This is a genomic window from Vibrio sp. V43_P6S15P86 (assembly GCF_009904725.1).
GTDB lineage: Bacteria > Pseudomonadota > Gammaproteobacteria > Enterobacterales > Vibrionaceae > Vibrio > Vibrio diabolicus.
This window is the reverse complement of record NZ_WXWT01000190.1, coordinates 1-12,010: the sequence shown is the minus strand read 5'-3', so window position 1 is coordinate 12,010 and position 12,010 is coordinate 1. Positions and strand designations below refer to the sequence as shown.

Sequence of the window (12,010 nt, the reverse complement as noted above, 5' to 3'; positions counted from 1 at the left end):
CATCAATAACTCGGTAATTATTAATTTTATCTATTGGAAATGAACACTGTTCATTTATAATCAGCGAACCTAACGCAGTAACAAGGAATCCACTTCATGAAACGCATTGCGCTTCTCTTTGCCATATTTGCATTACTTTCTGGTTGTAGCAGCATGTCGCCAGAACAATGCCAAACCGCAGACTGGTATCGCGTCGGCTACCAAGATGGCCGCTCAGGCAACAACCCAAACATTTTGTACGAATACATTAAAGACTGTCGCGAAGCAGGCGTAACGCCAAATCACGTTGAGTGGCAAGACGGTTTTGATAAAGGCACTATTCTTTACTGTTCGCCAGACAATGGTTACACGGTGGGTGTAGAAGGAAAAACCTACTATGGCGTTTGCTCTAACGATCTTTTCCTTAAAAACTATCAGTTAGGCCATCAAGAATATCAGCGTCAACAACGCATTAACGCGTTAGATGCGGAGATATCACGCCTTGATCATCAATTGGATGCAAACTTAGATAAAGACAACGCGAAGCGTATTAGAGAGAGAAGAAAACAACTGGCGCGTGAGCGTGCATCACTCATCTCGCCAGGAGCTAATTACTACTTTAACTTTTAGTCGCGACGGGCTACAACGCTAGGGTCATAAAGCGGCTGTTTGGATCAGGTTGATAGTCGCCAAACGGCTCGCAGTACGCGAAGCCATGCTTTTCATATAGGCGATGCGCGGGTTCAAAAAATGCCATCGACCCAGTTTCCAAACTTAAACGTTGTATCCCCTGATGTTTCGCTTGCTCAATCACGTGATTGAGTAAGCGGGATGCCACGCCCAGTTTTCTCGCCGATGGCGTCGTACGCATCGATTTCAACTCTGCGTGACCATCTTCTAGTTGGCTCATTGCCACACATCCCAATAGCTGCTCACCATCCCAGCCCGTCCAAAACGTGATTGAAGGCAACTTCAACTTGCTTACATCTAACGCATGCACGCTCTCTGGTGGCGATGTAGCGTACATGTCCTGTAAATGCTCTTCCAACAACGCAAGCACCTGCGGCCGTTCTAAATTGTCAGTTTCAATTCTCATATTTCCATCCTTGGTGTTTTCCTAGTTAAAGCGGTTGTCTCATAATGTGCTGCGGTCCAACGGGGCCGCCGTGGTAAAGCTCATTGGTATCTTCAAACCCTGATTTTAAATAGCACTGATAAGCAGGTATGTTGCGGAAATTCACGGTGAGATAAAGCGCCTCAAACTCGGGATAATGGCGTTTGGCGAAATCGGCAAACTGTTGAATGGCTTGCTTGGCGATGCCTTTGCCTTGATGACGGTGATCCACCAGCAAAGCACGTACGCCTAAACTGTTTTTAGGGCAAAAATCGTATTTCTCGCTGTAAGCTGCATCAAATAGAAAAAAGCCAACCACGTCATCGTCTGCCAGAATCAGATGCGGAAGCTCTGTGGGTTCAAGACGTGTAAGCATTTCACCCACATCCGCGACCGTAAACTGCGATTGCTCTTCTAGCACGCTAAGTTCGCAAGTTTGTTCATGTCGCTCAGGCGAATACTTTTCAATGGTAATCATAATCTTCCTTGTTGTTTTTATGCTCAATTCATACAGGGTATGTCGTAAATAGAAATACCTAGTGTCGTATTTCCCACTCGCAGGCAAACGTTTAGCACTCTATTATCCTCGCCATTCGATAGAGAGGTTTCCATGTCCCGTTTTTTACTTTGTAGTTTTGCACTCGTTTTACTCTACCCTACTGCCATTGATTTGTATCTTGTTGGTTTGCCTCAAATTGCGTCAGATCTCAACGCCAGTGAATCACAGTTGCATATTGCGTTTTCGATCTATTTAGCTGGCATGGCTACCACGATGTTATTCGCGGGGAAAATTGCAGACTCTGTGGGACGAAAGCCTGTTGCCGTCGTCGGCGCGATGATCTTCGTGCTCGCATCTTTTCTCGGCGGGATGGCTGAGCAACCAAACGCTTTCTTGATTGCTCGCTTTTGCCAAGGCATCGGGGCTGGATCTTGCTATGTAGTCGCGTTCGCGATTTTACGCGACACGTTAGACGATGAACGCCGCGCGAAAGTATTGTCGATGCTCAATGGCATCACCTGTATCATTCCAGTGATCGCACCCGTGATTGGTCACTTGATTATGCTGAAATTTCCTTGGCCGAGTTTGTTTACCACAATGGCAGGAATGGGCATTCTCGTCAGTGTATTGGCCATTTTTGTTCTCAAGGAATCACTACCCAGCCAACAAGGTGAAGAGCAGACAGCGCCAGAGAGCCATCAAGAGACTTTCTTCGAGCGATTTTTTATCAGTAGGCTGATCATTACTGCACTTGGAGTGACCACCATTCTGACCTTTGTTAACGCTTCACCAATTGTCGTGATGAGCATGCTTGGTTTTGATCGCGGTGGCTATTCTTCCATCATGGCAGGGACTGCGACGATCAGTATGTTGATTTCGTTCTCGGCGCCATTGGCATTGGGGATTTTTAAGCAGCGAACCTTAATGATCACCTCTCAAGTATTGCTCGCTTGTGCAGGCATCGTGCTCAGTGCTGCCCATTTCCATGATGGACAATCTCTTTACTATGTATTCGGACTTGGGCTGATTTGCGCTGGCTTCGCTTGTGGCTTTGGCGTGGCCATGAGCCAAGCGCTCAGCCCATTCTCTCAACAAGCTGGCATGGCAAGCTCGTTACTGGGCATTGCTCAAGTTTGTAGTTCAGCGTTCTATATTTGGTTTATGGGTTTCATCGGCGTTAGTGCACTGAATATGTTAGTGTTTATCTTAGTGTTAGGTAGCGTAATCAGCCTTGCTCTAATACTATTGATTCCAAAGCCTGTTCACGATACCCATTATGAAGAAATCCCTAGCGCGACTTGATTTAAACTTACTGTTCACTCTGCAATTATTGCTGCAAGAGCAAAGCGTCTCGAAAGCCTCGAAAAAGCTGAACGTTACGCCCTCTACCGTAAGTAAGTCGCTCAACAAACTTCGTCATTGGTTCGATGATCCTTTGTTTGTCAAAACACCTAAAGGTCTTGCGCCAACGCCTTTGGCGCAAAGCATGGAGCAAGATCTTGCTGAATGGCTGCAAATTGGCAGCCAGATTGCAGAAAAACGCAGCGATATTACGCCTAAAGGAGTGCGTTTTGATATCACGATTGAGTCGCCATTAGTGCTCACGGTGCTGGACAGACTCATCGTCGCTATCCACCAGCGATACCCTGAAGCGAAAGTAAAAACCAGTAACTGGGATTACGATTCACTCGACGCCATCATTCGAGGCGAGGCGGATATCGGTTTTACCGGCCGAGAAAGTCACCCGAGATCGAAAGAGTCGTTGGATCTTCTGCCGTATTTCTTGGATTTTGAGATTCTATTTTATGACCTGCCGATGGTGTATTTACATAAAGATCATCCGGCATTACAGCAAGAGTGGAATCTCGAGACCTTTCTGAGCTACCAACACATCAATATTGTTTGGGAAAAAAGTGAAACTTGGGCGTTGGATGAAGTGTTAACGGAACTAGGGCTACAGCGCTCTATCGGGCTGACGATGTCCAACTTTGAGCAATCCCTTTTTATGGCAGCGCAGCCGACGCATGGCATGATCACCACCGCGCCGCACTATTGCAAAAGCTACACAGAAAAGCTGCATCTCGATTTGGTGTGCTTACCAATTCCGTTAGACCAAACTCAACAAGACAAGTTATTGATTCCATTTACCATGATTTGGCATAAACGCAATGCGTACAATCCCAAATTGCTATGGTTGAAAAACACCATCAAGTCATTGTACTAACAACCATCCCTACCACAGTAACACTCAGGCTAAGGTCAGGTTTTCTCTGGTGATTTTTGCTGATTTTCTCGCTCTGATGGCTATAACTAATCACTTTATCAACTAATGAAAAAGGTCGTTTGACGCTACACTCAATCCATATTTCTGCGTTAAGGGCCAAGGATGTCGACCTTTTTACTCACTGCTATTACGATGCTGGCGTTCGCCGCCAATTCATTATTGTGCCGACTTGCATTGGCCGAAGGGTTGATTGATGCAGGAAGCTTCACTCTCGTTCGATTGATATCCGGTGCGATTACCTTAATCGCATTGCTTGTCGTGAGAGGTCAGTGGAAAACTGATCGGCCAACTTCTCGCTTTCGCTTTTTTGCTGGCGTTGCTTTATTTGGTTACGCTGCCCTTTTCTCTTTCGCGTACTTACAACTGGCGACAGGAACCGGTGCTTTGCTTTTGTTTGGTGCCGTGCAACTGACTTTACTGGCCATCTATTGGTGGCAAGGTGAGCGCTTTCAGTTTCTCGAAATCATCGGTATCGGCCTTTCGATTGTTGGCTTTGTTTGGTTAATGTTGCCATCTGCCACTCGCCCCGACATCAGTTCTGCACTTCTCATGTTGATTTCTGGCGTTTGTTGGGCTGCGTTTACTGCGCTCGGCAAACAAGCGCCTTCTCCAAGTAGTGGCATCACATGGGGGTTTATCGCTGCATCTATGATTGGCATACTCCTATCACCGTTGATGCTGTCCTCAATTTATCTCTCTTTGAGCGGAATCTTGCTCGCTATCACGTCTGGCGCCATTGCATCTGGCCTTGGGTATACGCTTTGGTATCAAGTCATGCGTAAGCTCTCTTTACTTCAAGCCGCCGTCAGCCAACTTTCCGTGCCAGCCATTGCTTTGCTACTAGGTACCGTCGTACTCCACGAACCTCTTTCGCTGCATACACTTTTAACCAGTGGCATCATTCTTGGTGGTATCGCTTTGGTTTTTTTATCTCGATCCAAAAAAACAAGCGAACAATCGGCAAGCCGATAAAAAATAATAACTTTCCCTCTCAAATACCCATTCATCATCTATGCTTTTTAAAGCAGCAAAGCTCATTGCAGATGGTACGAGCGGCCTGCTTTAGTATCAGGCGAAGGGTATAAGGTGAGAATTGGCTCACACAACACGACGATTTTGTTTCAAAAGTGAGAATTGTCACAGATCGCGATTTTGCTCGTTTTAGGCGTTTCGTCAATAACGCCAAGGGCTAGCGCGAGATCGAGCCAAATACGCACTTTGTGTTTTGACAAAGGGTTTACAAAGCACACTTTTTCACCCGCTATATTCCGCCCCCCGAATTTATTCAGAACAAGATTCTGATTATTCACATAAGAAATTCATCAACTTATAACGATAAGCCTGAGCAAACTTTGACACTATGAACGACAAAATAAAATTCGCTATTAAAGTATCGCTTAGCCTGACTCTGGCTTATCTGATCCCGTTTGCCATGGGTTGGCCGCAAGCATCGACGGCCGCAACCACAGTGATGCTGATTGCATCCACAGGCAGTCGTCGTGAATCCCTCGCCAAAGGTACCTTACGCGTGTTCGGTACATTGGTTGGCGCCGTCGTTGGCTTGTTACTGGTGGGATTGTTTGCTCAAGACCGCTTGCTTTACATGCTGAGCGTGTCGGTTGTGGTCTCTTTCATTTTTTACTTCCGTAATGCCTATCAAAAAGATCCAACGCTACTCATGCTGACCGGTGTGATGACGCTGATGATGTCCAATGGCGGTGACGCAGAAGGTGCGTTTCTTTATGGCGTTGACCGCGCTTATATGACGGTGTTTGGGGTAGTGGTTTACACGCTCGTGGGGACTTTCTTATTTCCGACCAAAACAGAACAAAATCTAAGACAGCTCATCGAACAACTCAACCAAGCACAACGCGCGTTGTTCACCGCTATCTTGCAAAATTTCGAGCAAAAATCGGCAGGGCAAGTCTCTCCTCAAGAAAAGGGAGAAGAAAATCCAGAAGCTGAAGAGCCGCAACCTAGCGTGGATTCTCTTATCGAACAGATGTTTGCCGCCCAAAATGCGCTCGAACAGCGTTTTGCTACAGTCAGTGTGGAATGCAGCGACGTGTCAGCCTACATAAAAGAGTGGCGCTTGGCAGTTCATTTGAACAAGCAGGTAACGCAACAATTGACCGTTGCGGCGCACAGCCACTTTAGCCACCAGCAAGACCGTGAAAGCATCAGCAACTTTGATCAAGCCGTTGCGGAAATTGACGCGCTATTTGATACCTGCCAACAAGTCTGGGACGAAAAAGAGCCCGCTTTTCGTGCTCAAGAGTTCAAAGTCGAATACAACCAGGCGTTGCTTGAAGACGCAGCGCACCTAGAGAAAGGCTCTGCGCTTATGCTAGGGCACCTCTTGGGGCTCATGCATCAAAACTTGTCGCGTTTAGCGGAGAGCATTAGCTGCATTGACTCTGTGACGAACAATGTCTCCTTTGACGTGCCGCTGCCGAAACCGAAAGGCAAGTTTCTATGGTGGGACGCAGAAAACTTTAAAACCGCGGTCAAAACCTTTGTCACTTATTGGGTTGCAGGACTGATTTGGATTTATTTCAATCCACCAGGCGGCTACTCGTTCGTGGTCTTCTCGACCATGTTTATGTCTTTGCTGTCGTTCGTGCCTGTGCACCCGATTTTGTTGCTTGTGCTGTTCACTTTCGGCTTTTTGTTCGCGGTGCCTTCTTACGTCTTCATTCTTCCCCAATTGGATCTCGGGTTAGAGCTTGGCCTATTCATCTTTATCTACACTTTTATCGGCTTTTATCTGTTCAACGGGCCAGTGACGATTTTCTACATGGTGGGCTTGTTTGTTCTCGGTTTAGACAACAACATGTTCTATCACTTCGGGATCCTCATGACGATCATGCTGCTGTTCTACATGGTGGTGTTCATGATCATTTTCGCGCACTACTTCCCGTTTAGCTCACGACCAGAACACCTCTTTTTGACCATAAAAGAGCGCTATTTTAGGCACACTCGGGATCTGTTTGACTCCTATCAGAAGCAGTCCAGCTCGATTATCACGCCGCTCAAACGGGCCTTGCACTTGGTGACGCTCAACGTTTCATCGAAAAAGCTCAAGGTGTGGGGTTCGAAAATCAACCACAAACACTTTGACAAAACCACGCCAGAAGCGATTGGCGCGTTTAGCAAAGCGTGTGATGTACTCAGTAATCACATCAACATCTTAATGGCCGCCGAGAAAAAGTTGCTGACCAATCCGCTGATTACTCAACTTCGCCAACAACACCGCGATTCCATCATTCCTTTGATGGCGGGCGCTTTAGCCAGCCATCAAGCAACACAAGAACTCGATTCCGTATTCGACCAATACAGTCAGGATTACCAATCATTCGAAGATAAACTGGAAGATTTTTTTAGTGAGTTAGATTTATCTGACTACGCTTATTCAGAGATAGCCAGTTTTTATATCTTGCTGAATTTAAAACGGAACGTGTTCGAAGCAATCAAGCATTGCAAGCAAACCTACGAGGATATCGATTGGGTGAACTTACAACAGAAGCGTTTTTAAAGGTGGGGATATGATGCTTCCAAAACTAACTAAACCAAGCCTCGCCATACTTTCTCTGCTCGGGCTCAGTGCGTGTACCACTGTCGGACCAGATTATGTTCATCCAAAGCAGGCGCCAATGCCAAGTGACTGGTCGGTGCAAAAAGCAGCCAAAGATACGCAGCAATCAGAGCAACAGCTACAACAATGGTGGCAGCAATTTAATGACTCAACTCTCAATCAACTGGTTGAGTTGGCGAGCAAACAAAACCTCGATTTAGAAGCCGCGGGACTGCGCATTGTCCAAGCTCGTTCATTGCTTGGCATTTCGACTGGCTTGCAATACCCGCAAGTTCAAACCGTGTCAGGAAATCTAGCGCGTGCCTACGTGAATGATCAGGGTGTAAACAACGCCGCTCTGTCGTTTGATGCTGCGTGGGAAATGGATATTTGGGGCAAATACGCTCGTGGTATCGAATCTGCAGAAGCTGGTTATTACGCATCCATCGCGTCGTATCACGACATCATGGTCACCATCACCGCCGAAGTAGCACGCAATTACATTAACTATCGCACATTCCAAGAACGTATTTTGCTGTCTCGCCGCAATATCGAGATTCAAGAACGCGTTGTGCACATCACCCAAGTTCAGTTTGATTCCGGCAACGTAACAGAGCTAGACGTACAGCAAGCGAAAAACCAGCTTTACACCACAAAAGCCGCGCAACCAAGCCTAGAAGTCGCGATGAAACAATCACGTACCGCGTTGGCGTTATTACTAGGTGCATTACCGGAAGAAGTAGACGAGCTGCTGCAATCAGATGGAATGCATAAGCAAATTGCTGACTATGAAGCGCAGTTCAAATCGACAGGCAGAAAATCGGCGTTATCGGGCACCGACGAGCGCTCCATTGTGCCGCGCCCACCGCTGTTGGATACCCAAGTGGACGCAAACTTAGTGATGCGACGTCCGGATTTGCAAGTCTCTGAGATGCAAGCTCGCGCGCAGAGTGCGCAAATTGGCGTGGCGGAAACCGCTCTGTACCCAAGCTTTTCGCTGTTCGGTTCCATCGGTATCGACAGTACGGTTCCCGATGGCAGCAGTTTCAGTTTTAGCGATTCGCTCACAATGGTGGTTGGCCCAACGTTCAGTTGGAATATTTTCCAATACGGACGCGTGAAAAATAACATTCGTTTCGAAGACGCTCGCTTCCAAGAAACACTGACCAACTACAACAAAAAAGTGCTGCAAGCCGTGAACGAAGTGACCAATGCGATCGAAGCGTATGACCTGTATTTGCAGCAAAAAGATTTACGTCTGCAATCGGTCAACTCTTCCATTCGTGCATTCAACATCTCCATGACGCAGTACGAAAACGGCCAAATCTCTTTTGAACGTCTGCTCAACTCGGTAGAGAAAATGACCCGTGCGGAAGACAGCTACGCAACGATCAAAGGGAACGTCGCGAACCAAGTTGTAGCGCTCTACAAAGCCCTCGGTGGAGGCTGGCAAACCCAAACAGGCAAACCCTTCCTCAGTGAATCTATTGCCAAGCAAATGACAGAACGTACTGACTGGGATGGTTATTTAAATGAAGAAAACCGCGTATTGCCGCCTTTGCGCCTCGAAACTCCGGCTGAGAACAGTGATGAAAACAAAACGGAGGATCTCTAATGCCTCATGAACTTTCTTTGGGAGACATTTACTTTTCTCCCACGTTACTGGTGCTCTTTCTCGCCGTCACGGCAACGTGGATAACGGTGATGATATTGAACAAGACACGTCTGTCTCGCTTCATTGCTTTTCCGTCTCTGACGTTTATTGCCATCATGGTCGGTTATGTGGTGGCCATCGACAGCTTTTATATTCAATTTTAGGTGCCAAACAAGATGAAAAAACTATTCGTAATCGCACTCAATCTTGTCATTCTTGGTGGCGCAGCTTGGCTCGGCTATCAAAAATTTGAAGAGTATTTTAATAACCCTTGGACACGCGACGGCCAAGTGCGCGCGAACGTCATCAAAGTAGCTCCTCGTGTATCAGGCCCAATTGTAAATGTCGCGGTGCAAGACAACCAAGAAGTGAAAACAGGCGATTTACTGTTTGAAATCGACCCAGCGACTTACGAAGTTGCTTTGTCTCAAGCCGAAGTGGCACTAGAACGCGCCATTGTTAGCTCTCGCGGTAAAAAAATCGAATACGACCGCCTTAAAGATATTCGCGCGAAAGACCGCGGCGCGGTTTCTCACAAGGATCTGATTCGTCGTGAAATCGCTTACGAAGAATCGCTACTGCAAATCAAATCTGCAGAAGAGCAATTAAAATCAGCGCGCCTTAACCTCAGCTTTACCAAAGTTTATGCGACCGTCGATGGTTTTGTGTCTAACCTCGATATTCGAAACGGTACGCAAGCGGTCGCAAACCAGCCACTGCTGGCGCTGATCGACAAGAACAGTTTCTGGGTGTTTGGTTTCTTCCGTGAAAACCAACTCGCACAAATCGAACCGGGTAGCCAAGCACGTGTCACTTTGATGTCTCACCCAGACACGCCAATTGACGCAACGGTTGACTCTATCGGTTGGGGTATTGCGCCGAAAGACGGCACGGTCGGCTACAACCTTCTTCCAAACGTGAACCCTGTTTTTCAGTGGATTCGCTTAGCACAACGTATTCCGGTACGAATCTCAATCCAAGAACTTCCAGAAGATGTTGATCTTCGATTCGGGCTTTCTGCGTCCATCATGGTGATGAAAGATTCATCGGCAGAAAATGAACAGTAACTAAGTGAGAAGAACCATGGTCATTGGTAAAAAACTCAAAAACATTAATGAAGAAAACAACTTCTTCTATCTAACTTTAGCGCTGGTGATTTTGTTGCTAGGGAGTGCGATGGCACAAGTGGTGGGTGAAGGGACGATTGAACACATACTACAGGCGTTCACGGTTCTCACGTTCATTGTCTGTTTTGCCAGCCTTCGCTTCGACAAAATGTGGTCTCGTTTCCTCTATACCCTGTTTGGCGTTTGGGTTCTTGTGATTGTGATCAAGACCGTTTTCAACATCCGGGAGATGAATGTAGTGATGCTTGCCCTCACCTTCGCGTTCTTTTTCGGCACTTTTAAATCCATCGCAAGGCAGATTCTTTTCACTGGCCACGTCAATAGCAACAAAGTCATTGGCTCAGTCGCGCTTTTCTTGCTGCTTGGTCTGATGTGGGCAATTGCCTATCTCATTCTTCTAGAGTTCTCGCCAACCTCATTCACTGGGATGGAAGCCATTTCTTGGGGGCAGAACTTCTCCAATGCGGCGTATTTTAGTTTCGTCACCTTAACCACGCTTGGTTATGGCGATATCAGCCCTCTAACGCCATTGGCTCAAGTCGTGGTGTATTTAGAGGCCATTACAGGTGTTTTCTATATGGCGATTGTTGTTTCAAGTCTCGTCAGTTCTAACATTGATCATCAGGTAAACAAAAATGGATAAACAATCGGTAAAAATCGACAGTAAGCTTTTCATCAGTAATATGGTGGAATCGGCAATACGCATTGGCTTGATCTTCGTCTTGCTGATGTTTACGTACGACATCATCAAACCCTTCATTCTTCCCGTTATTTGGGGTGCAATTATAGCCGTCGCTTTAATGCCACTTACAAAAAAGCTGGAGCGTGCATATGGCGGTCGTAGAGGCCTGGCAGCCACAACGATTGCTTTACTTGGTATTGCACTCTTAGTCACACCACTTGTTATGGTGTCAGGTTCTATTGTGGATGGTGCAACGCATGCGCTTGAAGTATTGCAAAACGGACAAGTGAAGATCCCAGGTCCAAAACCTTCCGTTGCGGATTGGCCTGTCGTAGGTGATAAGCTCTATGAGGTGTGGACCCTATTCGCGACTAACCTTGAACAAGCGATTCAAACCTTTATGCCGCAAATAAAGTCCGCGCTCACTTCTTTGCTAGGCACTCTTGGCGGTGTATTGGGAAGTTTACTGCTTTCAATCTTATCACTTGCGATTGCAGCAGGTTTTATGACGTACTCTGAATCTGCAGCATCAGGTCTACGAACCATCGCTATTCGTACCGCTGGTGAAAACGCTAAAAGCTGGACCACGCTTATCGCAGCAACCATTAAAAGCGTACTGCTTGGCGTAGTCGGTGTGGCGGCGATTCAAGCCTTATTGATCGGCGCTGGTTTCTTTGTATTTGGCGTTCCGGCAGCTGGTTTGCTCACTCTGATTCTGATGATCTTGTGTATCGCTCAGCTACCAGCGCTGCTTGCTGTACTACCAGTGATTGGCTTCATGTACATGACTCAAGATACAACGACAGCAACCATGTTTACTGTCTGGGTAGTAGTTGCAGCACTTTCTGAAAACCTGTTCAAACCAATGTTAATGGGACGTGGTGTCGACGTACCAATGCCTGTGATTCTGCTCGGTGCCATCGGTGGTATGCTTTTCTACGGCATCGTTGGTCTGTTCTTAGGTGCCGTTATCCTGGCGATTTGGTATGAGTTATTTGTTTGGTGGTTGAGCATTGAGAAAGCACAACAGCAAGAAGAAATGGCAGAACAACAAGACGCTTCTGATGACCAATCAGAGCCTGGACACGGTGCAGGCA

12 protein-coding genes are annotated in these 12,010 nt (G+C 46.8%); 10 read left to right on the top strand and 2 right to left on the bottom strand.

The window, feature by feature from the left end:
* The first annotated feature begins 96 nt into the window (after window positions 1–96).
* A complete protein-coding gene (locus CAG69_RS08240; RefSeq protein ID WP_053808269.1) occupies window positions 97–609 on the top strand; it encodes a DUF2799 domain-containing protein in 513 nt (170 codons plus the stop codon).
* A gap of 10 nt (window positions 610–619) precedes the next feature.
* Here the strand turns inward: CAG69_RS08240 and CAG69_RS08235 are convergent, their stop codons facing one another.
* Both CAG69_RS08235 and CAG69_RS08230 read right to left on the bottom strand, forming a co-directional pair.
* Complete coding sequence (locus tag CAG69_RS08235; protein ID WP_161443647.1) at window positions 620–1,075, bottom strand: GNAT family N-acetyltransferase; 456 nt, start codon at window positions 1,073–1,075, stop codon at window positions 620–622.
* A gap of 25 nt (window positions 1,076–1,100) precedes the next feature.
* A complete protein-coding gene (locus tag CAG69_RS08230) occupies window positions 1,101–1,571 on the bottom strand; it encodes a GNAT family N-acetyltransferase (protein WP_161443645.1) in 471 nt (156 codons plus the stop codon).
* A 132-nt stretch (window positions 1,572–1,703) separates the two neighbouring features.
* On the opposite strand from CAG69_RS08230, the gene CAG69_RS08225 reads away from it, so the two are divergent.
* The 9 genes from CAG69_RS08225 to CAG69_RS08185 form a co-directional block, all read left to right on the top strand.
* Window positions 1,704–2,894, top strand: a complete 1,191-nt coding sequence (locus tag CAG69_RS08225) for an MFS transporter (RefSeq protein ID WP_017447217.1) — start codon at window positions 1,704–1,706, stop codon at window positions 2,892–2,894.
* Window positions 2,869–3,816, top strand: coding sequence for an HTH-type transcriptional regulator YidZ (gene yidZ / locus CAG69_RS08220; RefSeq protein WP_161443643.1), 948 nt, complete (start codon window positions 2,869–2,871; stop codon window positions 3,814–3,816). The genes CAG69_RS08225 and yidZ overlap by 26 nt, the downstream gene beginning before the upstream one ends.
* A 162-nt stretch (window positions 3,817–3,978) precedes the next feature.
* Window positions 3,979–4,848, top strand: a complete 870-nt coding sequence (locus CAG69_RS08215) for a DMT family transporter (protein ID WP_025587794.1) — start codon at window positions 3,979–3,981, stop codon at window positions 4,846–4,848.
* Between the two features lie 388 nt (window positions 4,849–5,236).
* Entirely contained in the window at window positions 5,237–7,411 is a 2,175-nt protein-coding gene (locus CAG69_RS08210; protein ID WP_161443641.1) for an FUSC family protein, read from the top strand.
* 10 nt (window positions 7,412–7,421) lie between these two features.
* Entirely contained in the window at window positions 7,422–9,065 is a 1,644-nt protein-coding gene (locus CAG69_RS08205; RefSeq protein ID WP_161443639.1) for an efflux transporter outer membrane subunit, read from the top strand.
* A complete protein-coding gene (locus CAG69_RS08200) occupies window positions 9,065–9,268 on the top strand; it encodes a DUF1656 domain-containing protein (RefSeq protein ID WP_085342527.1) in 204 nt (67 codons plus the stop codon). Before CAG69_RS08205 ends, CAG69_RS08200 begins: the two co-directional genes overlap by 1 nt.
* A 12-nt stretch (window positions 9,269–9,280) precedes the next feature.
* Window positions 9,281–10,171, top strand: coding sequence for an HlyD family secretion protein (locus CAG69_RS08195; RefSeq protein ID WP_006740779.1), 891 nt, complete (start codon window positions 9,281–9,283; stop codon window positions 10,169–10,171).
* Between the two features lie 16 nt (window positions 10,172–10,187).
* Window positions 10,188–10,874, top strand: coding sequence for a potassium channel family protein (locus tag CAG69_RS08190; protein ID WP_005396612.1), 687 nt, complete (start codon window positions 10,188–10,190; stop codon window positions 10,872–10,874).
* The coding region (locus CAG69_RS08185) for an AI-2E family transporter (RefSeq protein WP_161443637.1) at window positions 10,867–12,010 on the top strand (1,144 nt) is incomplete at its 3' end. The genes CAG69_RS08190 and CAG69_RS08185, both read left to right, overlap by 8 nt.